24 protein-coding genes are annotated in these 24677 nt (G+C 69.0%); 1 reads left to right on the plus strand and 23 read right to left on the minus strand.

Annotated features, from left to right (window positions below; translation table 11 throughout):
• Positions 1–116: 116 nt before the first annotated feature.
• The gene (gene mgtE, locus ACZK3W_RS21195; RefSeq protein ID WP_032129164.1) at positions 117–1487 is read right to left on the minus strand and encodes a magnesium transporter; all 1371 of its coding nucleotides are present in this window, start codon (positions 1485–1487) and stop codon (positions 117–119) included.
• Between the two features lie 346 nt (positions 1488–1833).
• On the opposite strand from mgtE, the gene ACZK3W_RS21200 reads away from it, so the two are divergent.
• Positions 1834–3612, plus strand: coding sequence for a monovalent cation:proton antiporter-2 (CPA2) family protein (locus ACZK3W_RS21200; RefSeq protein ID WP_049398672.1), 1779 nt, complete (start codon positions 1834–1836; stop codon positions 3610–3612).
• Positions 3613–3821: 209 nt separating this feature from the next.
• Here ACZK3W_RS21200 and ACZK3W_RS21205 read toward each other — a convergent pair whose 3' ends face one another.
• The 22 genes from ACZK3W_RS21205 to ACZK3W_RS21310 form a co-directional block, all read right to left on the minus strand.
• Positions 3822–7160 (minus strand): ankyrin repeat domain-containing protein, encoded by a 3339-nt coding sequence (locus ACZK3W_RS21205; RefSeq protein WP_478450255.1) that lies wholly within the window; start codon positions 7158–7160, stop codon positions 3822–3824.
• Positions 7153–7413, minus strand: coding sequence for a YcgL domain-containing protein (locus ACZK3W_RS21210; protein WP_010482302.1), 261 nt, complete (start codon positions 7411–7413; stop codon positions 7153–7155). Before ACZK3W_RS21210 ends, ACZK3W_RS21205 begins: the two co-directional genes overlap by 8 nt.
• Positions 7414–7573: 160 nt before the next feature.
• On the minus strand, positions 7574–7837 hold the full coding sequence (locus ACZK3W_RS21215; RefSeq protein ID WP_478450256.1) for a hypothetical protein: 264 nt from the start codon (positions 7835–7837) through the stop codon (positions 7574–7576).
• Positions 7810–8013, minus strand: a complete 204-nt coding sequence (locus ACZK3W_RS21220) for a hypothetical protein (protein WP_478450257.1) — start codon at positions 8011–8013, stop codon at positions 7810–7812. Before ACZK3W_RS21220 ends, ACZK3W_RS21215 begins: the two co-directional genes overlap by 28 nt.
• 62 nt (positions 8014–8075) lie before the next feature.
• Positions 8076–9314 carry a beta-ketoacyl-ACP synthase gene (locus ACZK3W_RS21225; RefSeq protein ID WP_032129167.1) on the minus strand — a complete coding sequence of 413 codons (1239 nt, stop codon included), beginning with the start codon at positions 9312–9314 and terminating at the stop codon, positions 8076–8078.
• Positions 9314–10045: a 3-ketoacyl-ACP reductase FabG2 gene (locus ACZK3W_RS21230; protein ID WP_049398676.1), complete on the minus strand. Its 732-nt coding sequence runs from the start codon at positions 10043–10045 to the stop codon at positions 9314–9316. Before ACZK3W_RS21230 ends, ACZK3W_RS21225 begins: the two co-directional genes overlap by 1 nt.
• Positions 10042–10497 (minus strand): hotdog family protein, encoded by a 456-nt coding sequence (locus tag ACZK3W_RS21235; RefSeq protein ID WP_032129169.1) that lies wholly within the window; start codon positions 10495–10497, stop codon positions 10042–10044. Before ACZK3W_RS21235 ends, ACZK3W_RS21230 begins: the two co-directional genes overlap by 4 nt.
• Positions 10494–11678, minus strand: coding sequence for a beta-ketoacyl-ACP synthase (locus ACZK3W_RS21240; RefSeq protein ID WP_478450258.1), 1185 nt, complete (start codon positions 11676–11678; stop codon positions 10494–10496). The genes ACZK3W_RS21235 and ACZK3W_RS21240 overlap by 4 nt, the downstream gene beginning before the upstream one ends.
• A complete protein-coding gene (locus ACZK3W_RS21245; protein ID WP_107433485.1) occupies positions 11675–12232 on the minus strand; it encodes a DUF3261 domain-containing protein in 558 nt (185 codons plus the stop codon). Before ACZK3W_RS21245 ends, ACZK3W_RS21240 begins: the two co-directional genes overlap by 4 nt.
• Positions 12220–13470 carry an NAD(P)/FAD-dependent oxidoreductase gene (locus ACZK3W_RS21250; protein WP_032129172.1) on the minus strand — a complete coding sequence of 417 codons (1251 nt, stop codon included), beginning with the start codon at positions 13468–13470 and terminating at the stop codon, positions 12220–12222. Before ACZK3W_RS21250 ends, ACZK3W_RS21245 begins: the two co-directional genes overlap by 13 nt.
• Before the next feature lie 53 nt (positions 13471–13523).
• Entirely contained in the window at positions 13524–15899 is a 2376-nt protein-coding gene (locus ACZK3W_RS21255) for an MMPL family transporter (protein WP_293793784.1), read from the minus strand.
• Positions 15871–16500, minus strand: a complete 630-nt coding sequence (locus ACZK3W_RS21260; protein WP_006402016.1) for an outer membrane lipoprotein carrier protein LolA — start codon at positions 16498–16500, stop codon at positions 15871–15873. The genes ACZK3W_RS21255 and ACZK3W_RS21260 overlap by 29 nt, the downstream gene beginning before the upstream one ends.
• Positions 16497–16928, minus strand: a complete 432-nt coding sequence (locus ACZK3W_RS21265; RefSeq protein ID WP_012512468.1) for an acyl-CoA thioesterase — start codon at positions 16926–16928, stop codon at positions 16497–16499. Before ACZK3W_RS21265 ends, ACZK3W_RS21260 begins: the two co-directional genes overlap by 4 nt.
• Positions 16915–18465 (minus strand): HAL/PAL/TAL family ammonia-lyase, encoded by a 1551-nt coding sequence (locus ACZK3W_RS21270; protein WP_125893361.1) that lies wholly within the window; start codon positions 18463–18465, stop codon positions 16915–16917. Before ACZK3W_RS21270 ends, ACZK3W_RS21265 begins: the two co-directional genes overlap by 14 nt.
• Positions 18455–19396 carry an LpxL/LpxP family acyltransferase gene (locus ACZK3W_RS21275; protein ID WP_293793775.1) on the minus strand — a complete coding sequence of 314 codons (942 nt, stop codon included), beginning with the start codon at positions 19394–19396 and terminating at the stop codon, positions 18455–18457. Before ACZK3W_RS21275 ends, ACZK3W_RS21270 begins: the two co-directional genes overlap by 11 nt.
• Position 19397: 1 nt before the next feature.
• Positions 19398–20168 (minus strand): glycosyltransferase family 2 protein, encoded by a 771-nt coding sequence (locus ACZK3W_RS21280; protein ID WP_071228592.1) that lies wholly within the window; start codon positions 20166–20168, stop codon positions 19398–19400.
• Positions 20158–21843 carry an ApeI family dehydratase gene (locus ACZK3W_RS21285; RefSeq protein WP_293793771.1) on the minus strand — a complete coding sequence of 562 codons (1686 nt, stop codon included), beginning with the start codon at positions 21841–21843 and terminating at the stop codon, positions 20158–20160. The genes ACZK3W_RS21280 and ACZK3W_RS21285 overlap by 11 nt, the downstream gene beginning before the upstream one ends.
• Positions 21836–22387, minus strand: a complete 552-nt coding sequence (locus ACZK3W_RS21290; RefSeq protein ID WP_012512473.1) for a COG4648 family protein — start codon at positions 22385–22387, stop codon at positions 21836–21838. The genes ACZK3W_RS21285 and ACZK3W_RS21290 overlap by 8 nt, the downstream gene beginning before the upstream one ends.
• 22 nt (positions 22388–22409) lie before the next feature.
• Complete coding sequence (locus ACZK3W_RS21295; protein WP_006402206.1) at positions 22410–22667, minus strand: acyl carrier protein; 258 nt, start codon at positions 22665–22667, stop codon at positions 22410–22412.
• Positions 22668–22684: 17 nt separating this feature from the next.
• Positions 22685–22942, minus strand: coding sequence for a phosphopantetheine-binding protein (locus ACZK3W_RS21300; RefSeq protein WP_005411610.1), 258 nt, complete (start codon positions 22940–22942; stop codon positions 22685–22687).
• Positions 22929–23726 carry a lysophospholipid acyltransferase family protein gene (locus tag ACZK3W_RS21305; protein WP_005414875.1) on the minus strand — a complete coding sequence of 266 codons (798 nt, stop codon included), beginning with the start codon at positions 23724–23726 and terminating at the stop codon, positions 22929–22931. Before ACZK3W_RS21305 ends, ACZK3W_RS21300 begins: the two co-directional genes overlap by 14 nt.
• On the minus strand, positions 23719–24462 hold the full coding sequence (locus ACZK3W_RS21310; RefSeq protein ID WP_478450259.1) for a beta-ketoacyl synthase chain length factor: 744 nt from the start codon (positions 24460–24462) through the stop codon (positions 23719–23721). The genes ACZK3W_RS21305 and ACZK3W_RS21310 overlap by 8 nt, the downstream gene beginning before the upstream one ends.
• Positions 24463–24677 lie beyond the last annotated feature (215 nt).

The raw sequence follows: 24677 nt of genomic DNA on the forward strand, positions 1-24677 counted from the left end.
GGAGGGGATTAAGTCGTTCAAGGCACATGAGGCACAAACGACTTAATCCCCTCCGTCCCCTTTTTGTTCTGCGTGCCGACCAAGGTCGGCACCTACCGGAGCACGGTGGTTCCGGCCTACAGCAGCGTGCCGTGCAGGATCATCGCGGCGATGCTGAAGTAGATCACCAGGCCGGTCACGTCCACCAGGGTGGCCACGAACGGGGCCGAAGCGCTGGCCGGGTCGAAGCCGAGCCGTTTCAGGATGAAGGGCAGCATCGAACCGGACAGCGAACCGAAGGTGACGATGCCGACCAATGCCGCGCCGATGGTGATCGCCAGCAGGATCCAGTGTTCGCCGTAGTCGTGCAGGCCGCCCAGCTGCCAGATCACGATGCGCACGATGGCCAGGCAGCCAAGGATCGCGCCCAGCACCATGCCGGTGGGCACTTCGCGCAGGGCCACCTTCCACCAGTCACGCAGGCGCAGTTCGCGCAGTGCCAGGCTGCGGATCAGCAGCGAGGTAGCCTGCGAGCCGGAGTTGCCGCCCGAACTCATGATCAGCGGAATGAACAGGGTCAGCACCACGGCGCGCGCCAGTTCATCCTCGTAGTGCTGCATCGCGCTCGCGGTCAGCATCTCACCCAGGAACAGCACGCTCAGCCAGCCGGCGCGTTTGCGCAGCATCTCGAAGAAGCCGATCTGCATGTACGGCTTGTCCAGCGCTTCCATGCCGCCGAACTTGTGCGCGTCTTCGGTGGACTCCTCGATCAGCGCATCGAGCACGTCGTCCACGGTGACGATGCCAAGCATCTGCTGCTGGTCGTCGACCACCGGGATCGCCAGCAGGTCGTGGCGGCGGATCAGCCGCGCCACTTCCTCCTGGTCCATCAGCGCATCCACGGTCACCGGCGGATTGACCTGGGCCACATCCAGGATCGATTCCTCGGGCAGGCCGGTGATCAGCCGGCGCATGGTCACTACCTGCTGCAGCTGCTGGCTGGCTGGGTCCAGCACGTAGATCGCGTACACCGTCTCGCGGGTGCGCTCGACCTGGCGGATGTGCTGCAGGGTCTGCGCCACCGTCCAGCTGGCAGGCACCGCCACGTACTCGGTGGTCATCAGCGCACCGGCAGTGTTCGGTGGGTAGCTGAGCAGCTTCTGGATGGCCTGGCGGGCATCGGTGCCGAGCAGCGGGATCAGCCGCGCGCGTTCTTCTTCGTCCAGCTCGTGGACGATGTCGGTGGCACGGTCGTCGGCCATCAGGCCCAGCAGCGCCGCAGCCCGCGCCGGCGGCAGCGCGGCCACCAGTTCGCCACTGCGGTGCAGCTCCGGCGCTTCGAGCATCTTCACCGCACGCGGCAACGGCAGCGCCGCCAGCGTTTCCGCGGCGCGGGTCAGTTCCAGCGTATTGAGGAATTCCACCGCGTCGGCGGTGTTGTAGTTCGCCAGCGGTGCGGCCAGTGCGGCGGCATCGGCCACCGGGCGCAGCAATTGCTTCTGGTTCATCGGTTTTGCCTTGTGGGGGTGCGACCTCGCGCAACGCCAACGCAGGCAAACCGTCCCGATGTCAGGCGGTGGCCATCGCTGGCGTCGAACAAGGTCGACTTCTACTGTCGCTGGACATGGGTTGGGGACTCCGGGATGCGTATGCCGACGGACGCGCCGCCAGCGGCGGGCAGTCTGGACCCGTGGGCCATGCAGGTCAACCCGGCAGCCTTGCGCAGGGCGCCTGCCCGGCAGGTTGTGCTCGTGCATACACAGGCCGGCGCGCATAATGACGCGGTGGCACTCGCCTCCCCTTCCCCCACCCGAACGGACGCACCGCGGGCTTCTCCGATGACCAGGTATTCCCATGCATAGCGGTGGTCTGGAACTGGCCCTGGTGCTGCTGCTGGCGGCGGTCATCGCCGTGCCGGTGTTCAAGAAGTTCGGCTTCGGCGCGGTGCTGGGCTATCTGGCGGCCGGTGTGGTGCTGGGCCCGGACGGGCTGGGCTTTGTGCAGGACGCCGACCGCATCCTCGGCGCCGCCGAGATCGGCGTGGTGATGCTGCTGTTCGTGATCGGTCTGGAACTGTCGCCGGCCCGCCTGAAGGTGATGCGGCGCTCGGTGTTTGGTGCCGGTGCGGCACAGGTGGCGCTGTCCGGGCTGGTGCTGGGCGGCCTGCTGCTGCTCGACCATTTCCAATGGAAGAGCGCACTGGTGGTGGGCGTGGCACTGGCGCTGTCGTCCACCGCGGTCGGCCTGCAGCTGCTGTCAGAACACAAGGCGATCAACAGCGACCATGGCCGGCTCGGGTTCGCCATCCTGCTGTTCCAGGACCTGATCGCGATTCCGCTGCTGGCGGCCATCCCGCTGCTGGGCGGGGTAAAGAACGAGACCCTGCGCTGGGAAGACGCCGCCGTGGCCCTCGGCGCGCTGGCGGTGGTGATCCTGTGCGGGCGACCGGTGCTGCGCAAGGTGTTCGGCATCATCGCGCGTACCCGCAGCCCGGAAGTATTCACCGCGACCGCACTGCTGGTGGTGCTGGGCACCGCCTGGTTCATGCAGGAGGCCGGCCTCAGCCCCAGCCTGGGCGCGTTCCTGGCCGGCGTGCTGCTGTCCGATTCGGAGTTCCGGCACGAACTGGAAGCGCAGATCGAGCCGTTCAAGGGGCTGCTGCTGGGCCTGTTCTTCATTGCGGTGGGCATGGGCATCGACCTCGACCGCATCGTTGCCGAGCCGTGGCTGATCGCCGCCGGCGTGGCGATCCTGCTGGTGGTCAAATTCAGCCTGCTGTACGTGATCGGGCGCATCGCAAAGCTCAGTTCACGGCACTCGCTGCTACTGGGCAGCGTGCTGTGGCTGGGCGGCGAGTTCGCCTTCGTGGTGTTCAACGAAGCGCAGCGCGCGCACCTGCTGGGCAACGCCAACCATGACCGCCTGGTGGCGATCGTCGGCCTGTCGATGGCGATCACGCCACTGCTGATGATCGCGCTGCTCAAGCTGCTCGGCCAGGAGAAGGCAACGCCGCGCGAGGCAGCCGAGGCCGACAAGGTGGCGCCGGACAACCGGCCGAAGGTGCTGATTGCCGGCATGGGCCGCTTCGGCCAGGTCATCGCGCGCCTGCTGACCGCGCAGAAGGTGCCGTTCGTGGCACTGGAAGCGAACCCCGATACCGTGGCCGACCTGCGCCGCTTCGGCAACCAGCTGTACTACGGCGACCCGACCCGGCCGGAGATGCTGCGCGCGGCCGGCGGCGAGCACATCGATGTGTTCGTGATCACCGTGGACGACCCGGAGACCAACCTGCGCGCGGTGCGCATGGTGCGCCGGTTGTACCCGGACGCGAAGGTGCTGGCGCGCGCACGCAACCGCCAGCATGCGTGGCGCCTGATGGACATGTCGGCTGAGCCGTTCCGCGAAGTGTTCGGCACCAGCCTGGAAATGAGCGGGCGCGTGCTGACTGCATTGGGTGTTGCACCTGAAGTGGCTGAACGCCACGTGCAGCGCTTCCGTGAGCACGACGAGCAGCTGCTGCGCGACCAGTACCTGGTGTACGACGACGAGGCTGCGGTGATCCAGACCTCGCGCGATGCACGCAACGACCTGATGCACCTGTTCGAGGCCGACGCGGAAAGCGACGGCAAGTAGGCGTGCCGACCAACGGTCGGCACCCACCACAGATTGCGGTAGTGCCGGCCGCTGGCCGGCAGCCTCGAAATTCCGGTGGTTTCATGAGGTTGCCGGCCAGCGGCCGGCACTACCCACTGCGGATTCCGGCAGTAGATCCACGCCATGCGTGGATGCTTTGGATTCCGGACACGATCATCCACGCATGGCGTGGATCTACTGGGTCCCGATCAGCCGTTGTCGCGCAGGAACCGCGCCATCGACGAGACGCCAGGCACGCGCGGCTCGAACTCGCCGGCCACGTCGATGAAGCCCCGCATCACCGCGATCTCGCGCGGGCTGCGGTTGAGGCTGTCGCGCACTTCCGGATCGGCACCGGCGCGCAGCAGGCGCTGCACCAGCAGCGGCAGACCATGCAGCGCGGCCAGGTGCAGCGGGCCGAAACCGCGCGGATCACGCACGTCCAGGCTCACGTCCTCATCCAGCAGGCGTTCCACCGCCGCCATCACCACCTGCTCGTCGCAGGCGGTACCCGGCTCGGCACGCGCACCCAGCAGCAGCAGCAGCGGCGTGACCGAACCGGCAGCGGCCTGGTCCGGTTCGGCACCGGCCAGCAGCAGGGTGTCGAGCAGGGCCAGCAGGCGCGAGCGGTCGCGGGCACTGAAACCGTACAGCGCGGCACAGTGCAGCGGGCCCAGCTGCTGCGCGTCACCGGCATGCACGTCGGCACCGGCGGTGAGCAGGCGCGCGACGATGTCCGGCAGGCCCAGCGCCGAGGCCAGCATCAGCACGGTCACGCCGCCCGGCAGGCGGTGTTCCAGCTTGGCACCGGCGTCGAGCAGGGCCGAAACGATGTCCACCTGGCGCATGCTGACCGCCGCCGACAGCGGCGTCGCGCCACTGGCAGCGGCGTGCTGCGGATCGGCGCCGCGTGCCAGCAGCAGGTCGGTTACTGCCAGATGGCCACCACCGGCCGCACGCAGCAGCGCGGTGCAGCCCTGTGCGTCGACTGCGTCGACGGCAAATCCCAGATCGATCAGGCGGCGCACCGCATCGACGTCACCGGCCATCGCAGCGGCCGGCAGATCGGCCTCGCGCAGGGTGCGGCGCGGCAACGGCCACACCCGCCAGTCGAGCCAGTCGGCCAGGTCACGGCGACCGATCGACAGCGCCACGCCCAGCGGCGTCTGCCCATCGGCGGCACGTGCTTCCGGCGAGGCACCGTGCTGCACCAGCAGCTTCAGCGCGCCTTCGCGGGCCAATGCGGTGGCCAGATGCAATGCGGTCATGCCATGGCTGTCACGCGCTTCACGATCGACACCGGCCTTGAGCAGGGCCTGCTGCAGGCGCAGCCAGCCCAGGCGCACTGCCAGCGACAACGGCGGGTCACCCGCCGGCGAGGCCGCGAACGGATCGGCACCACGTTCCAGCAGTTCCAGCGCCAGCTGCTCCAGGCCACGGGCCGCCTGATCGTGCTGTGCGCAGGCGGCAAGGAAGCGCGCCAGGCCACCGCGTCCGGCCGGCGACAGGCCGCGCTGCAGCATGACCTGCAGCGCCGGCACCGCATCGATGCCGCGCGACAGCAGCGCGAACATCGGCGTGTCGGAGCAGGCGTCACGCACGTAGGGATCGGCGCCGTGGCCCAGCAGCCAATCGACCGCACGCGGCTCCAGTGCCAGTTCCGGATCGAGCAGCAGGCCACCCAGTTCTTCCGGCTGGCACAGCTTGGCCAGCGCGGCCATGCCATCGGTGTTGCCGAAGCCCAGCGCTTCGCGCAGCAGGGTCAGCGGCGGACGGTCCGGCAGCAGGCCACTGGCGCTGGCGGCTTCGCCGCGCTCGGCCAGGCCATCACTGACGGCGGCCGGCAACGGATAGGACGGGTCCAGCAGGGCCACAATCGCCCAGCGACCGGCTTCGGCGGCGTAGTCCACCGCACGGCGGCCAACCGGATCGGTGGCATCGGCGGCGATGCCCAGCTCGACCAGGCGCTTGATCAGCAATGGCGAGACATCCTCGGCCATCGCCGCCAGCTGCACCGCATTGCGGCCTTCGCCGTCCACCGCAACCAGATCCGGCTTGTGCGGCAGCAGATGCTCGACCACGGCAGCGCGGCCGGCACGGGCCGCTTCCAGCCACGGCGTACGGCCAAGCGCATCGCGCGCTTCCAGATTGGCACCGGCACCCAGCAGCACGCCGATGATCTCGACGTGGCCAGCCAGTGCGGCCTCATGCAGCGCGCTGCGGCGCTGGCGATCACGCGCGTCAGCCCGCGCCTTGTGCTTGAGCAGCAGCTGCACGCCGGCCGGATCGTCGTCTTCGGTGGCGGCCGCAGCCAGCAGCACCGGCGTACCCTCGGCCGGTTCGCTGCGCGCACCGCGTTCGAGCAGGAAGCGGGCCAGGCGCCAGTTGCCGACCTGGCAGGCCACGGCCAGCGGCGACCAGCCCTCGTTGTTCAGCGCGTCGACTTCGGCGGCGGCATCGCGCAGCAGCGCGGCCACGCCCGGGTCGGAACTGCGTGCGGCATGGTGCAGCGGGGTGTTGCCATCGCTGTCGATGGCACGCGAATCGGCACCGTTGGCGAGCAGGGTCATCACCGCTTCGGGACGGCCGTGCCAGCTGTCGCGGGTGGCGGCCAGCAGTGGGGTCATGCCCCGGTGCGGCGCATTCACATCGACGCCGCGGGCGATCAGTTCGCGCAGCAGGCGCAGGTCCGGCAGCACCGCCGCCAGCACCGCCAGGCTGCGCTGGTCGCGCCAGTTCGGGTCCGGCAGCGCATACGGATCGGCACCGGCCTGCAGCAGCTGCAGGCCCCGGTCGATGCGGCCATGGCGGGCGGCTTCATACAGGGCCGGGGTCAGCTCCTGCGGCGCCATCGCCTCCAGCGGCGCGGTTTCGGCCGCAGCGGCGAACATCGGTTCGTGCTCGTTGCCGGCGCTGGCCAACGGGCTCGCGCGCAGCGACACCAAGGGTGCCGGCGCCACCCGCTGCAGCAGCAGGTGCAGCACGGGAGACAGCAGCACCACCGCCAGCGCGGCGGGCCAGCGCGCGCCTTCCGGCAACAGGCCCGGCCAGGCCGGCAGCACCACCAGCGCAGCCAGCGCGATCACCAGCGCGGCGACACCGAGACCGCGCCAGGCGGTCAGGTCGCGTCCGGCCAGCGCCTGCCAATGCTGGGCGAGATTGCCGTCCAGGCGTTCAACATCGTTCCACAACGGCCAGGTACGCCATGCCGCCAGCAGGCCGGCACTGACCAGCACGCTCAGGCCCAGCACCGCGGCCAGGCTGCCGCTGTCGCGCAGCGCCGCCAGCGGCCAGGCCAGCAGCAGCGCCAGCAGCAGCGGTGCGGCCGCCCACAACGCCAGCAGCGCCGGCAGGTCCTGGCGCGCGACGACCTTCAGCGGCAGCAGCGCTCGGCTGCGACGCCACCACGACACACCCAGCGCGAACGCCGGCTGCGCCAGTGCCGCAAGGATGGCGCCTGGAACGCCGCCCACAGCGGCGCCCAGCGCCAGCACGGCACCGACGGCGAAGGCGATCGACAGGGCGCGCGGACGGGACGTGTCAGTCATAGTGGCGCGGCATCAGGCTGGCCACCGATGGCGGCACCTGCAGGTAGAACCCGCGCTCGCTCATTTCGCTGCGGACCTTTTCCGGATCGGCCTGGGCCAGGCGGCGCTGGGCATCCAGGGCCACGTCCAGGACGAAGGCGAGCGTCCCCAGCGAGGTGAGCAGCGGCGCAGGCAGCGCGCTGAAATCATCGCGACGGGGAACGTAGACGTAGGTGTCCGGCTTGAGTTGGCTTTTATAGACGTAGGCGTGCATGTCCGCGGGACGATAACCCGGGAAGAGCCATGATTGTGTCGGAAAGCCGACACCGGGGAAAGCCGTCAGCCGACGATGGCGGCGTGATCGGCGGCGTTTCCCCGGCGGGATTCAGCAATGTGGCGGCGGCGTTCAGCCAACGCCGCCGCCACACGGGCGCTTACTTGACCTTGGCGTAGGTGCCCTTCAGCGCGACACCGGCGAGGATCGCACCGGCATAGCATTCGTAGTTGGTGCTGCTCTTGAACTCGTTCTTCTTGTAGTAGCTGACGATGTCGACCACGGCGTTGGCGCCGCGCGACTTGGCACCGTCCTGCAGCGCGCGCAGCGCCGACAGCGCGACCCAGCGGCAGGCCTCGGCATCGCTCTTGTTGGCGGCGTTGGTCTTCTTGTTGGTCACGTCTTCGCCCAGGCGCTGCTGCACGCTGACCGGCTGGCCGGCCAGGTAAAGCGGACGCTGCCGTCGATGCCGGCGTCCTTGGCAGCCTGCGAACTGACCAGTTCCTGCAGGGACTGCTCCACGCGGGTATCGCGGGCAGAAGCGGTGGAGGCCAGGGCCAGCAGCGTGGTGGCGGTGGCGATCATGAGAGTGCGGCGCATCGGAACATCTCCTTGTCGAGGGTGCGGGTAGGTTGCGGGAACAGCGGCGGTGGGGCGGTGGATCACTCGCGCCAGCGGCGGAACACCAGCGAGGTGTTGATGCCACCGAAGGCGAAGTTGTTGCTCATCACGTACTCGGCCTGCAGTTCACGGCCCTGCCCGGTGATGAAGTCGAGCTGGCCGCAGCGTGGATCGACCTCGGCCAGGTTCAGCGTGGGCGCGAACCAGCCGGCGCGCATCATCTCGATGCTCATCCAGGCCTCGAACGCACCACAGGCGCCCAGCATGTGGCCGACGTAGCTCTTCAGCGAGCTGATCGGCATGCGGCTGCCGAACACCTGCGCGGTGGCCTGGGTCTCGGCGATGTCACCGTGGTCGGTGGCGGTGCCGTGGGCGTTGACGTAGTCGATCTGCGCCGCGTCCAGCCCGGCATCCTCCAGCGCCAGGCGCATGGCCTGGGCCATGGTGTCGGCGCTGGGCTGGGTGACGTGCTGGCCATCGCTGTTGGTGCCGTAGCCGACCACTTCGGCAAGGATGGTGGCACCACGTGCCTGCGCGTGCTCCAGGTCTTCCAGGATCAGCGTACAGGCACCCTCGCCCAGCACCAGGCCATCGCGGCCGGCATCGAACGGGCGCGGCGTGGTCTGCGGCGCATCATTGCGCACGCTGGTGGCGAACAGGGTGTCGAACACTGCCGCGGCAGTGGCATCGAGCTGCTCGGCACCGCCAGCCACCATCACCGTCTGCTTGCCGCTGCGGATCGCTTCGTAGGCCGCGCCCACGCCCTGGCTGCCCGAGGTGCAGGCACTGGAGGTGGTGTAGACGCGCCCGGACAAACCAAAGAACACACCGATGTTGACCGGCGCGGTGTGGCTCATCATCTTCAGGTAGGTGGTGGCACTGATGCCGTCGGTGGTGAACTCGTTGAGCATGCGGCCGAATTCACCGGTGGCCTCGTGGCTGCCCGAGGACGAACCGTAGGCCACGCCGGTACGGCCACTGCGCAGCACCGGGTGCTCGTGCAGGCCAGCCTCGCGCAGTGCCACCTCGGTGGCGCGCACCGACATGATCGCGACCTTGCCCATCGAGCGGGTGGTCTTGCGGTTGTAGTTCGGCGGCAGCTCGAAGTCCTGCGCCGGCGCGGCCAGCTTGGTGTTCAGGCCAGCGTAGACATCCCATTCGGGCATCGTGCGCACGGCATTGCGGCAGCTGCGCAGGTGCGCTTCGATGGTCGGCCAGTCGTGGCCGAGCGGACTGATGGCAGCGGCACCGGTGACCACCACGCGACGATCGGCAGCCATCAGAGCATGCCTCCGTTCACCGAGATCACCTGGCGGGTGATGTAGCCGGCCGGCTCCGACAGCAGGAACGCCACCGTGGCCGCCACTTCGTCGGGACGACCGACGCGGCCGGCGGGAATCAGCTTGAGCGCGTGTTCGATCACTTCATCGTTGAGCATTTCGGTCTCGATCAGGCCCGGGGCCACGCAGTTGACGGTGATCTGGCGGCTGGCCAGTTCCAGCGCCAGCGCCTTGGTGGCACCGATGATGCCGGCCTTGGCGGCACTGTAATTGACCTGGCCGCGGTTGCCGGCCAGCCCGGACACCGACGACAGGGTGACGATGCGGCCCGGCTTGCGCCGCCGCACCATCGGCATGATCAGCGGATGCAGCACGTTGTAGAAGCCATCCAGGTTGGTGTGGATGACCTGGTCCCAATCCTCCGCCGACAGCGCCGGGAAGGCGCCATCACGGGCAATACCGGCATTGCAGACCACGCCGTAGTACGCGCCGTGCGCTTCGACATCAGCCTCCAGCGCGGCGCGTGCGGCCTCGCGGTCGGCTACGTCGAACGCCAGCACGCGGGCCTGCTGGCCCAAGGCCTGGATCTCGGCCATCACGGCCTGTGCCTCTTCCAGGCGGCTGCGGCAATGCACCACCACGTCGAAGCCATCGCGCGCGATGCGCAGCGCGATGGCCCGGCCGATGCCCCGGCTGGCGCCGGTCACCAGCACGCTTCGATTCCCTGTCATGCCTGTCCACTCTCCAGATAGGCCATCGCGTCGGCCGGTTCGAACACCGACACGTTGGCTGTCGCCCATTCGTCCTCGCCCGCCAGGATGCGGCAGGCGAACATCCCCAATCCATTGTCACCCAACAGCTCGCAGCGCGCCTGTACGCGCAGCCGCGAACCGCTGGGGAAGCTGCTGCGCGCACTGCTGTAGCGGCGGCTGCCGAGCAGGAAGCCCAGCTGCGGCGGCTTGCCGGCCGCACGCGCGCGGCAGCCGGCCCAGGCCGCGATGGCCTGCGCCATGTATTCGATGCCGACCCACGCCGGCACTTCGCCGTTCTCCACGAACAGGCCGGATTCGGGCACCACCAGTTCAGCCTCGAGGGTGTCCTGGTCCCACTGCGTGATGCGCTCCAGCAGGCACATGTCCTGGCGGTGCGGCACCACGTCCTCGATCGCGTACAGCGTGTTCATCGACGCTCCAGTGCCAGCACGGCATTGCTGCCGCCGAAGGCGAACGAATTGCTCAGCACCCGCCGCGGCGCCTGCGCCAGGCAGGAGCCCGGCGCGACCAGCGGCAGCACCGGCAGTGCGGGGTCGGGCACGCCGTCCCACCAGTGCGGCGGCAGCTGCTGCTGTGGGTTCTCGGCCAGCAGGATCCAGCACAGCGCCGCCTCGATCGCGCCCGAGGCACCCAGCGTATGGCCGGTCAGCGGCTTGGTCGAACTGGCCGGCACGCCATTGCCCAGCACCTGCGAGACCGCCAGGCTTTCCATCGCATCGTTGTGCCCGGTGGCGGTGCCATGCAGGTTCACGTAATCCACTTCGTCGGCGCCCCAGCCGGCGCGCAGCAGCGCCTGCTGCAGGGCGTCGATGGCCCCCATCCCCTGCGGATCGGGGGCGGACATGTGATGGGCATCGGCCGATTCGCCCCACCCGGCCAGGCACACCGGACCCGGCTCGCGGGTAAGCAGGAACAGCGCGGCGCCCTCGCCGATGTTGATGCCGGAGCGGTGCTGCGAGAACGGATTGCAGCGCAGTGCCGACACCGATTCCAACGCGCTGAAGCCGGCCACGGTGAAGCGGCACAGCGAATCGGCACCGCCGGCAATCACCGCATCGACGATGCCGGCGCGCAGCATCCGGGCGGCCGACATCAGCGCCTTGGCGCTGGACGAGCAGGCGGTGGACAGGGTCCATGCCGGCCCGTGTGCACCACTGCGCTGGCGCACGAACTGCGCGGCGGTGCCCATTTCCTGCTGGGCGTAATCGAAGCCCTGCGGCCACTGGCCCTGTTCGGCGTGGGTGCGCAGGGCCTGCTCGGATTCACCAATGCCCGAGGTGCTGGTGCCCAGCACCACCGCCACACGCTCGGCACCATGGCGGGCGATCGCGGCGGCCACCGCTGGTGCGATCTGCGCCAGTGCCACGTCCAGCAGGGCGTTGTTGCGCCCGCGCAGGGCCACCGGCAGGTCCTCCAGCGCCGGCAGTGGCGTGCGCACCTCTCCCAGCGCCAGGGTGCGCCCCGGCAGCAGGCTGTCGTTGTCGCTGAGCCCGCCCGGCACATCGGCGAACATCGCCGACGCGACCGCGGCGCGGCCATCGCCGAGCGCGCAGACCACGCCCAGGTCGTTCAGGTAGATCGGTGCACTCATCGGTCCTGCCCGGCCATGTCGATCGATTCGATGCGCAGCGCATAGCCTTCGGCGCGGTTGTCCAACTGCACGCTGCCATCGTCCAGGCGCTGCAGCTGCAGCCACACCGTGCCGTCGCGCGACAGGCTGCGCTGCCGGCCGTCATCGCTGACCTGCCAACCTGCCGGCAACGCGGCGGCAATGGCCGCGGTCGGCCACAGCGCGAACTGCAGGTCATCCAGCACACGCTCGGCACGTACCTGCGGCGGCAGCCACGGCGCGCGCTGCTGGGTCAGCTGCTGGCCGTCCCACTGCAGGCGCACGCCGGTCTGGCCCATCGCCTGCACCGCCAGCTGCACCTGCTGCGCATCGGCTTCCAGCAGAGCATCCAGGTCGCGCTCATGCGTACCGAACCGGAAATGCAGCTGCTGCTGCAATGCCAGCGGCGCCGGCAGGCTGGCCGGCGACAGGCGCAGCGGCGGCAGTTCCACCAATGGCTTGGGCATGCGGCCGGCACAGGCGGCCAGCAGCAGGCACAGCAGCACGGCCGCGGTACGGGCGATCAGGCGCTGCACAGCTGCTCCAGCACGCGCATGCGGCGGCCGCTTTCGTCGGCCACATACGGGTTGTTGGTGTCCCAGGCGTAGCCGGCCAGGATGGAACTGATCATGTCGCGTACTTCGGGCTGCTGCTGCGGGTGGTAGATGATCTTCTGGAAGCCGCCCTCGTACCAGCTTTCAACGAAGCGGCGGAAGGTCTTCACGCCGGCACGCAGCGGGATCGAGAATTCAGCTTCCCAGTCGACGGTTTCGCCGGCATAGCGGCGCGCCAGGCATTCGCTGGCCAGCTGCGCGGACTTGAAGGCGATGGTGACGCCGGAGGAGAACACCGGGTCAAGGAACTCGCCGGCATTGCCCAGCAGGGCGTAGCCCGGGCCCCACAACGAGCTGACATTGGCCGAGTAACCGGTGATGCGACGCACCGGCAGCACCGCCCATTCGGCGTTGGCCAGCAGCCGGGTCAGGTTGGGGTCCTCGCCAACGATGGCCTGCAGCTTCTGCAGGTCGTCGCCCTCGTAGCGCTCGAAGAACGACGGCTCGGCGACCACGCCCAGCGAGCAGCAGCCGTTGGAGAACGGGATCGTCCAGTACCAGACGTCGATGTGCTCGGGATGGGTGGTGATCAGGATCTTGTTGCGGTCGAAGTCCGCTTCGGCCGGAATGTTGTCGCGCACGTGGCAGAAGATCGCCCCGCGCACCGGGAAGTTGGACGGCGATTCCAGCTGCAGCAGGCGCGGCAGCAGGCGCGCGAAACCGGATGCATCGAGGATGAAATCGGCCTCGATGCGGTACTCGCTGCCGTCCGGGCGGCGCACGGTCACCGCCGGCTGCTCGCCCGGCTCGACCGCAAGCACTTCATCGCCGAAGCGCAGCGTGGTGCCCATGCGTTCGGCGCCGCGCGCCAGCACGTTGTCGAAGTCGGCGCGCTGCACCTGGTAGGTGGTGCCCCAACCTGGCGAGAACTTCTTCCTGAAGTCGAACGCGGTGCGCGCCTCGCCATGCACGAAGGCGGCGCCGTTCTTGTGCTGGAAGCCCGCTTCGACCACGTCCTGCAGCAGGCCTGCCGCTTCGATGTACTCCATGCTCTGCGGCAGCAGGCTTTCACCGATCGAGAAGCGCGGGAACTGCTGGCGCTCCAGCATCAGCACCTGGCGGCCCTGCTGGCGCAGCATCGCCGCGGCCACCGAGCCGGCCGGGCCCGCGCCGATGATCAGGATTTCAGTACGTTCGACAGCATCCACAGCAGTATTCATCGGTGCGTCCTTGTTGCTCGATCAGGTGGAAAGAAGGAAGTCGGAAGACAGGTTCAAGCTGGCGGCAGGTCATGTGGCGGCGGCCGGAACAGCGGCGAGATCAACCAGACCAGGCCGATGCCGAACAGCAGGGTCAGGCCGAACGCGCGCAGCGCCGGGGTCTGCGACAGGCCCAGCAGGCCGAACGACAGCCAGGTGCTGGCCGCGCCCACGCACACTGCCAGCCAGGCGCTGGCATCGCCACGGTGCTCGATCAGGAAGATGCCGTAGTCGATGCCCATGCCCAGCAGCAGCATCAGTGCCAGCACGTTGAACAGCTGCAGCGGCTGGCCGAACAGACCCAGCAGGCCCAGGGTCAAGGCACCGGCAATCAGGGTCGGTGCGAACACGCGCCAGGCCTGGCGGCGGTAGCGCAGCCACAGCGCGCCGAACACCAGCGCGATGCCGACCAGCAGCAGCCCACCCATCAGCTTGCGGTAGTGGCCCAGCAGCGTGGAGAAGTCGGCAGTACGGTCCACCCAGCGCACGCCCGGCAGGCCTTCGGCCGCACCCTGCAGGGTGGCCAGCGCATCGGCGCGCGACAGGTCATCGACCATCACCACGCTGATCATCTGTCCACCGACCTCACCCACCCACAGGTGACGGAACGGCTGCGAGGCCGGCGAGGCCAGGAAGGCTTCGGCGCTGAGTGGTGCGGCCGCGAACTGCGGTCGCTGCAGCGGCTCGCCGACGGCCTCGGACACGGCCGACAGCACGCCGGGTTCCACCCTCGCGGTCAGCGCGGCATCGGCCTGCTGCCGCGACGGCGACGGCAGCCAATCGCTGATCGCGCGATAGCCACCAATGCGCTTGTCGTTGGCCAATACACGCAGGCGTTCGGTCAGCGCTTCTTCGCGCTGCAGCAGCTGCGCGGCATCGGCACCCTGCACCAGGTAGAACTGCGCCGGGCTGGGCATGCCCAGCAACTGGCTTAGGCGGATCTGCTGCGCCATCAATGCCGGCGGCGACGACTGCAGGCTGCGCAGGTCGTCGTTGCTCTGCAGGCGCGCGATGCCGATGGCAGACAGTGCCAGCGTGATCACCACGAACATCGTCACCGCGCGGCGGCCATGCAGGCGCGGGAAACGCTCCAGCGTGTTGCCCAGCCACTGCGAGAAGCGGGTCTGGCGGATCTCGCCACCATCCAGCCACGGGAACCAGAAGATCACCGTGAGGAAGGCGGCAGCCAGGCCGACCACCGAGAACAGCGCCATCTGGCGCAGGCCCGGGAACGGGGCCAAGCCCAGGGCCAGGTAGGCCAGTGCGCTGGTCAGCAACGCCAGCCACAGGCCCGGCAACAGGTGCCGCAGCAGCTTCCAGCGACGATCGGCCGGCTCGGCCTGGCGCGAAGCGAACCAGTGGATGCCGTAATCCTCGGCCACGCCCACCAGCGATGCACCGAACACCAGGGTCAGCACGTGCACCTTGCCGAACACCAGCACGGTCACTGCCAGCGCCACGCCACAGCCGATCAGCAGTGAGGCGGCGACCAGCAGGATCGGCCGCAGCGAGCGGAATGCCAGCCACACCAGCAGCAGCACCGCCGCCAGCGACCCCCAACCGATGGTGTTGATCTCCTGGTTGGCCTGCACCGCGGCCGCTTCGGCGTGCAGTGGCACGCCGGCATGCAGGATCTCCAGATCCGGAGCGGCCGCTTTTGCTGCCTGCCCGGCACGTTCCAGCAGGCCATCGAGATGGCGTTCGCCGTCGAGCTGGAACGCCGAACCCGGCGTGTCGAACTGCAGCGCGGCCCAATGCTTGTCCTCGGCTTCGAGCAGGCCGTCATCGCCCAGCCGCAGTCCCGAACCCTGCGCCTGCTGCTGCCACCATTGCGGCCACAGCGACAACGGGTCCTGTCGCCAGTCGGTCAGGCGCGGCGCGCCCATCGGGCCGTACAGCGCAGCCAACGCTTGTTCTGCCAGCGCGCCCGGCTCGCTGCCCTGCAACTGCTCGCGCTGGGCCGGGGTCAGCAGGCGGTCACGGTACGGCGCGTAGAACGCGCGCGCCTCATCGAACCAGCCTTCGATCGAGCCGCTGGGTACCAGCAGGGCGTGATCGGCGTCCTTGGCCATGGCCGCGGCAAAAGCCGCCTGCGCACGCTTGGCGGCGGCGCCGTCCTTGCTGCCCAGCAGCACCACCACCTGCCGCGAACTGCCATCGGCAATGCGCCGGGTGACATCGCTCAACAGGCGGTCGTGTGCATCCTGCGGCAGCAGGGCGAGGATGTCGGTGTCGATCCGCGATTGCTGGCTCCACAGGTGCCACTGCTGCGCGCCCAGTACCACCAGCACCAGCAGCCAGGCGATGCCCAGCCAGTGCCACCAGCGCCGCAACCGGTCCGGTGCGTTCGATGCCGCGGCCTCACTCAAAGCGGCGGGCCTCGTCGGCATTGAGCGTGGCCGGCGTCTCGCTCAACGCGCTGAACTGGATCTGCGTGCGGTCCTTGTTGGCCTCGACGATCTCGACCTGGCGCACGTAGCGGTCGCCCTGCAGGGTCAGCGATTCGAAAGCCTTGGCCAGCATCGCCGACTTCGGCGTCAGGCGCAGCCGCCAGCCCTGTCCTTCACGGCTGGCCGCCACGTTGAACTGGCTGGACAGCGCCTGCACGTCGCCACTCATCAGCGCGAACATGATCGCGTTCACCGAACGCATCGCCGGTTGCTGCCGTGCATCGAGTTCGACGCGGGTGCTGCCATCGCGCTGGCGGCTGAGGATGCGGTCGGCGGTGACCACCACCTCGGAGGGGAACGGCTTGAGCGTGGTCCAGATCACGCCGTGCTGGCGCGCGACCACGAACCGGCCCTGAGAACGCAGCGGGTTCTTGAAGCCGCTTACCTGCTTTTCCTGGCTGAACTGGCCACGCAGCACATCCGGCCGCGCCACCGCCTGGGTGATCGCATCGATGGCGGGGTCGGCCGCCTGCACCAGCGGTGCGACCAGCAGCAGCAACGCGCACAGCAGTGCGCGCGCAAAACGGTTCGCTCGGTTCATGGCGCGGGCACTCCCAGGCGTTCCCACAGTACCGGCGGGCACTGGTACAACATTTCCTTGCTGGCCGCGTCCACCGCGACCTGGATGGTCATCGCACGGGTCAGCACCTGGCCGCTCTGCGCATCGATAATTTCGTACTCGATCTTCAGCCGGTTCTCCCATTCCACGATGCGCGCGATCACGCGCAGGGCCTGGTTGAACAGCAACGGACGCACGTACTTCACCCGCGCATCGACCACCGGCCACAGGTAGCCCGATTCGAGCATCTGCGGGTAGTCGTAGTCGTAGCGCCCGAGCAGCGCGCAGCGCGCGATCTCGAAGTACTTGAAGTAGTTGCCATGCCAGACCACGTTCATCGGATCGCAGTCATGGAAGGCGGGGGTCAGCGCAATCTCGCCGACCCGTTCGATGGCCTCATTCACCGGCATACAGCTCCCAACGTTGCGCGCGGATCTCCACCAGCAGTTCCCGCAGTTCGCGATCCAGCGCGCGGTCTTCTTCAACCAGGGCGATGCGCTGCCCCAGGTCGGCGTACATGTCGGCCAGACTGCCATGCAGCTGCGCGTTCAGGCCAACCCGTTCGCGCAGCGCCAGGCCCTGGCGGGCAGCGATCAGCATCGCGGCCACCACCTGTTCAGTCAGCTCGATCACGCGCAGGCAATCGCGCGCGGCAATGGTGCCCATGCTGACCTTGTCCTGGTTGTGGCATTCGGTGGAACGCGAGAACACGCTGGCCGGCATGGTCTGCTTCAGCGCTTCGGCGGTCCAGGCCGAAACGCTGATCTGCAGCGCCTTCAGGCCATGGTTGATGGCTGCGCGCGGGCCGGTGGCCGCCGACAGGTTGGCCGGCAGGCCATGGTTGTAGCGGGCGTCGACCACCAGCGCCAGCTGCCGGTCGAGCAGATCGGCGACGTTGGCCACGGTGTTCTTCAGGGTGTCCATCGCCAGCGCGATGTGGCCGCCGTAGAAGTGGCCGCCGTGCAGGATGCGCTCGCCATCGGCGTCGATCAGCGGGTTGTCGTTGGCGCTGTTCAGCTCGGTTTCGATCAGCTGGCGCAGGAACGGCAGGCTGTCTTCCAGCACGCCGATCACATGCGGCGCGCAGCGCAGCGAGTAGCGGTCCTGCAGGCGCTGTTCATTGCGCGGCGGACGCTCGCTGTGCAGGTCGCTGCGCAGGCGCGCGGCGATGCGGCCCTGGCCCGGGTGCGGCTTGGCGGCGAACAGGGTTTCGTCGAAGTGATGCGCGTTGCCGTCGCTGGCCAGCACGTTGAACGCAGTCAGCCGCGTGGCCATGCGCGCAAGGTAATCGGCGCGCTGCCAGGCCAGGCATGCCAGGCCGGTCATCACGGCGGTGCCGTTCATGATCGCCAGGCCTTCCTTCGGTCGCAGCTTCAGCGGGGTCATGCCGATCTTGGCCAGCACATCCGCCGCCGGCTGCACGCGGCCGTCGTGCAGCACCTCGCGCTCGCCGCACAGCACAGCGGCCACGTACGACAGCGGGGTCAGGTCGCCACTGGCACCGACCGAGCCTTCGGCCGGAATCATCGGCAGTACATCGTGCTGCAGCAGCGTGGCCAGGCCTTCCAGCAGCGGCACACTGACACCGGACATGCCGCGCACCAGCGACGCCAGGCGCGCGGCCAGTACCGCACGGGTCTCGACCGGGTCCAGGTAACGGCCCAGGCCACAGCCGTGGTAGGTGTACAGGTGGTGCGGCAGCTCAGCCACCAGCGCCGGCGGGATGTTCACCGTGCACGAGTCACCGTAGCCGGTGGTCACGCCATAGATCACGCCGTCCTCGCGCAGCAGGCGGTCGAGGAAGTCGGCACCGCGCTGGATGTGTGCGCGGAACGCCGGCGCCTCGCTCAGTGCGGCCTCGCACTGGCGCTGGGCCAGAGCAACCACGTCTTCAATGGTCAACGGTGCATCGCCAAAGCGGCACACGGGTACGGCGTCAGTCATCATGCGGAGCCTGATCCCAGAAGGGGAAGAAGTTGAACCAGTCCAACGGGGACTGGATGACCTGGAGTTCCAGCCAGCGCGCGAAGCGCTGTGCCTGTTCGGCCAGCGCGGCATCGCGCGAGCCACGCGGCAGCACGATGCGTTCGACGAACTGTTCAAACGCCACGCGATAGCCCTCGCCCTGGTGCAGGCAGGCCATGGTGTAGACCGGGCAGCCCAGCGCGGCGGCGAGCACGTAGGCACCGATCGGGAACGGGGCGCGGTGGCCAAGGAAATCGGCAGTGACGCTGCGGCCGCCCTGCACCGGCGTGCGGTCGCCGACGATGGCGACGAAGCCACCGGCCGCCACGCGCTCTGCCAGCATCACCGCCGTGGCCGGGCCCATTTCGGTTACCTGCACCAGCTCCACCGCCGCCAGCGGGTCCAGCCGCTGCAGCAGGCGGTTGAAGCGCTGCGCATGCGCGGTGTGCACCAGCACGGTGATGCGGAACCCCGGCACCTGTTCGGCCAGTACCTGGCACAGCTCCAGGCAGCCGATGTGCGCGGTCAGGATCAGCCCGCCCTCGCGGCGCGCGATCTTTTCCAGCACCAGGTCGCGATGCAGGTGGATGCGTTCGGCCGGATAGCGTCCGCCCAGGCCGAGGATCTTGTCCAGCATCGTGTCGGCAAACGCGAAGAAGTGGCGCAGGCTGTCACGCCGGGTCGGCGCGCGACCCAGCGCACCGCTGTGCGCCTGCAGGCGCTGCAGGTACTGCATCGAGGCCTGGCGGCCAACGCGGTTGCCCAGCCAGTGGCAGGCCACCACCGGCCACACGCACAGGCGGAACGGCCAGCGCCCGAACCAGCGGTGCACCCAGCACAGGAACAGCACGCCGGCCACCGAGGTGGATTCGCCGATGTCGGCCCAGTGCGGGGCCCCCTGCGCGGCCGCCATCTCAGCGCTGCCCCCGCAGGCGGCGCCACAGCAGGCGCGGTGCGCGCCAGAGCATGCCGAAGAACAAGCGGGTGTGCATGCGGCTGATGCGCACGTTGTCGCGCCACACATCGAAGTGCGAGACGCCATCGGATGGATAGGTCACGCGCGTGGCCAGGTGCTCGACCGGCAGGTGCCGCCAGTACAGGCGCACCATCACTTCGGTATCGAAATCCATGCGCCGGCCGATGGTTTCTTCACCGATCAGGCGCAGCACCGGCGGCAGCGGATACACGCGGAAGCCGCACATGGTGTCGCGCAGATGCAGCGACAGCGTGTTGATCCAGACCCAGATGTGGGTCGCGTAGCGGCCATACAGGCGCGCCTTGGGAACGCTGGCGTCGTAGGCCGGAATGCCACAGATCACCGCCTCGGGATGGGCGCGCGCCGCTTCGATGAAGCGTGGCAGATCGCGGGTATCGTGCTGGCCGTCGGCATCGATCTGCAGCACGTGGCTGTAGCCTCGCGCGCCGGCTTCGGCGAAACCGGCCAGCATCGCCCCGCCCTTGCCCTGGTTGACGTCCAGGCGCAGCAGGTCGACGCCCTGGCGCTGTGCCAGCGAACGCAATGCTGCCGCGCACGCCTCATGCGAGCCATCGTCGATCAGCAGGCATGGCAGGCCGGCGGCCTGCACGCCGTCGACCACCGCCGCGATGGCGTGCTCGTGGTCGTAGACGGGAATCACCACCAGTGGCGCGAACGCGGCACCGGCAACGGCCGGATCAGTCCGCATCGGCGAAGACCACTTTGCCGCTGGCATGCACACCGTGGCTGGAGGTGTAACGGAAGGCCAGCACGCTGCGTGCAGCATCCCAGTCCAGCTGCAGGGTCAGCTCATCGCCCGGTCGGGCCACATGCTGGAACTTCACCGCATCCATGCGCAGAAACGCTGCCGGCATCGGGAACACCTGGCGGCCAAACCGCACCGCCCAGTCCAGCTGCGCCACGCCGGGCAGGATCGCCGCCTGCGGGAAGTGGCCCTGGAACGGCCGCAGCGCCGGGTCCAGGGTCATCCGCAGCGTGGCGCTGGCCGCATCGCGGTGATCCCAGACCGGCACCGGCATCAGCGGCTGGAACAGCGCTGCCAGTGCCGCCTGGGTGACTTTGCCCTGTGCGTTGATCGGCAGCGCCGGCACCAGCCGCCAGCGGCGCGGCCGGGTGACCGCGTCATGAGCCTGTGCCAGGCGTGTGCCAAGGCGCTGGCCCAGCGCGCGGCGCGCGGCCTCACCGCCCTCCAGCAGCGTCGGGTCGGCCGGTACCACCACCGCGGCCAGCTGCTCGCGCTGCCCGGGCAGCACCAGCACGCGCACGTCATCCACTTCGGCGTCTTCGCGCAACGCACGTTCCAGTGCATCCAGCGAAACGCGGCGCTCTTCAATCTTGACGATGCGGTCGGCGCGGCCCAGCAGGCGGAAGCGGCCATCGGCCAACGCTTCAACGCGGTCCTGGGTACGCCACCAATCCGGGGTTTCCAGATGTGCGGAGGCCACCGCCAGGCAGCCCTCCTCGATGCGCCACTGCACGCCGGGCAGCGGCTGCCACGGCGGCAGGTCGGTGTCCCAGCGGCGCCAGGCGATGCCGCCGGTCTCGCTGCTGCCATAGACCTCGGTCGGTGCCACGCCGAGCCACTGCCGCACCTGGCGTGCGGCTTCTTCCGGCAGCGGGCCGCCAGAGGAGAATACCGCGCGCAGGCGGCCATGCAGGCTGGCCCAGTCGAGCTGCTCGGGCAGGCGCTTGAGGTGGGCCGGGGTCGCGACCAGCACCGTATCGGTACCGGCCAGCGCACCCACCAGATCTTCGTGGAAGAACCGGCGTGGATGGATCAGGCGGCCGGCAGCCAGCGGCCACAGCACGCGGAACAGCAGGCCATAGATGTGCTGGTGCGACACCGTGCCATGCACCTGCACGCCTTCCAGCTGCGTGCCGAACGCAGCCTGCAGTGCGTCCACCTCGCGCGTCAGCTGGTCCATGCGCTTGTTGATCGCACTGGGCTGTCCGGTGCTGCCGGAGGTGAACACGCACAGCTCGCAGGCGCGCTCGTCCAGCGCCTGAAGACCCTCGTCCGGTGCGGCGTCCAGCGCCGCCAGCGGACGATAATCGGCGGACACGTCGCCTGCGAAACCACTCACCTGCGGCTGCAGCGCCTGCAGCGTGGCCGGCAGGTTGTCGGCAGCCAGGAACACCCGCTTGCCGGCATGCCAGGCACCGAACAACGCAGCGGCAAAGGCCACCGCATCATCGAAATACAGGGCCCAGTCACGGCCTGCGGCCGCCGCAAACGCGGCGCGCCAGGCCAGTACGCGCTGGCGGAAGCGGGCGTGGTCGATCACCTCGCCATCGCAGACGCCAACACTTCGATGCGGCCGCGCCTCCAGCAGCAACCGGTCCAGGGCAATCCACTCAGCCATGCGCGTGCGCCGCCTTCACCCGCCGCCGCACCAGCCACTCACCTGCGAACAACACGCCCATCATCACGTACGCCAACAATCCGTTGTAGAGCATCCAGACCCGGTCCGACGCGTACAGCGCGGTCAGCAGGGCCAGGCTGCCGTTGAGAACGAAGAAGCCGCACCACACCTGGGTGACGCGGCGGGTATAGGCCACCGCGAACGGGGGCAGGTCCGGTTCCTGCAGCCGTGCCAGGCGTTCCACCAGCGGCGGGCCGAAACGCAGGCTGGTGCCGAATACCGCCAGCATCACTGCGTTGACCAGCGCCGGGTACAGCTTCAGCGGCAGGGCCTGGTTGAGCACAGTGGCCAGCACCGCCAGCAGGCCGGTGCCGGCGGCCGCAGCCCACCACAGCGGCTGGCGCGTACTCAGCGCGCGCAGCAGGGCCAGGGTGAACAGCAGCAGCGACAGCCAGCGTGGCTCGAAGCGGCCCATCGCCAGGTACACCAGCACCGGGTAGGCCAGCGAGATCGCAGCCACCACGACCGTGCGTGCGCGTGCCATGGTGGAGCCGCCGACGCTGCGGTCAGGCGGCTGCCTGGTCCGGCAGCAGCCTGTGCACCACATCGACGATGTCCTGCACGGTACGCACAGCCTTGAACGCTTCCGGCTGCAGGTTGCGGCCGAGCAACGGCTTCAGCTGAACGATCAGGTCGACCGCGTCGATGCTGTCGATGTCCAGGTCGTCGTACAGGCGGGCCTCGGGGGTGATCCGGGCGGTTTCGATCTCGAAGCTGTCGGTCAGGATGCTGACGATGCGTTCGAACAGTTCATTCTTGGTCATGGCAATTCCTGGCGCCGTTACGACTGGCGGGCGGCGACGAACTCGCCGAGCGCGCGCACGCTGGAGAAATGGCGACGGGTTTCTTCCGAATCGGCCGAGAGGCTGACACCGTACTTCTTCTGCAACGCCAGGCCCAACTCCAGCGCGTCGATCGAATCCAGGCCGAGGCCCTCGACGAACAGCGGCGCGGTCGGATCGATGTCCTCCGGCGTGATGTCCTCCAGCGAAAGGGAGGAAATGATCAATTCCTTGATCTCGTGCTCAAGTGCTTGCACGGGGCGGCTCTCCAGACAGGTCGAAATAACGAGAAAGGTGCTCGGTAACGCGGCGTGCCGCCAAGGCATCCCCCCTTGGCGAGTCGTCTTCGGCCAAGAAAGGCGCGATCGGGATATCTTCGCCGATCTGCAGCCGAACGTGAAAGCGACGTGAGGGGACACGATACCACTTCTGTCCCTTGGTCAGGGTTGGCGGGCTGCAGGTGATCCGCACCGGGGTGACGTCGATGCGGCCCCGTACGGCGATGTTGGCGGCCCCGCGCTGCAGGCGCGGCGGCTGCCCGGGCACGCTGCGGGTGCCCTCCGGGAAGATGACCAGGGTGCCGCCGGCATGCACCGCGGCCACGCAGTCATCGACCAGGCCGGCGCCATCGTCATTGGAGATGTAGCCGGCGGCCCGTACCGGACCGCGCATGAACGGGTTGCAGGCCACGGCCCGCTTGACCACGCAGTCGGCGTTGGGAAGCAGCGAGATCAGGCAGACCACGTCGATCAGGGTCGGGTGGTTGGCCAGCACCAGCAGGCCGTCACGCTGCAGGCGTTCACCGCCTTCGATCTCGTAGGTCATCACCCCCAGCCCGCGCATCAGCCGCAGATGGCTGGCGAACGCGACCTGGACCACGCGCCGGGCGCGCCGGCGACGGGCCACCGGGTCCCGCATCAGCAGCAGTACCGGCATCACCAGGACGCCGAGCAGCAGCCCGCCCAGGCCAAACGCAACAAAGCTCAGGCCGGTGCCAAACACCCGCCAGGCGTGGTCGAGGCGGCGCGGCAGCTCACTCACGGCGGCCCCAGCGCCAGCGCTGGCCATGGGCCACGTGCTCCAGCACTGGCGCGCCGGACAACAGGAAGCGATGCAGGTCCAGCGCGTGCGGCAGCAGGCCAGGCACAGTGCTGGCCTGGCCGTCGGCCGGCTGCCACTGCAGCGCCAGCGTCGGCCGGCCCTCTGCTGGCGCGGTCAAACGCCAGCACCAGGCGAAGAACGGGTCGGGTTCGTCGGCGAACGTCGCGTAAACCTCCGGGAGCGGCGACTCGTAGACCACCACCCGTACCTCGCGGGCGCCATCGGCCAGCAGGCCGACGGCCTCCAGGCAAGCCGTCTCCACCGTGGCCTGGCCCGCCGCCAGCGCCAGGTAGTTGCCGCGGTGGCCGCGGGCGATGGAATACAGCGCGGCAATCGCGTTGTGCACGGACAGGCCGAATCCGGTCGGCGACAACGGCTGGTCGCCGACCAGCGCGCCCAGCAGGTCCATCGAACGGGCCACGTCGCCGTGGCGGCTGGCGAACACCAGCGGCACGTCACTGTCGGCGCCCTGCCCGTCCTCGCACCAGCACGCGGCCTGGATCGCCATCCGGCCCAGCCGCTCGATGCGGCGGCGCTGCATCGCCGGCACCTCGGCCAGCGCCGGCGTGTCCGCGCCGTGCGGCAGGTACGGCGCATCGGCCCAGCCCAGCCACTGGCTACGCTCACTCAGGCCGGGCGCCCAGGCAGCCCAGTCGACGATGGAGAATTCGATCATTTAGCGATGGTGCTTCAACGGGAGAACGATAGGCACGAGCCATTACGGCGACGCGCGGCGGCCCCCCGTTCCTGCAGCCGTGCGTCCGTCCAGGACGTCGCCGGCTGCCCCCTGGCCGCCGGAAAGGAGCGCACGCTAGCACGTCCCGCGCAGGGTGTGCAGGTTTCACATTCCCCAACACGGGGCCCGGCACCGGCAGGCCCCGTCTTCAATCG

Source organism: Stenotrophomonas sp. 80084_Sma (assembly GCF_056481995.1).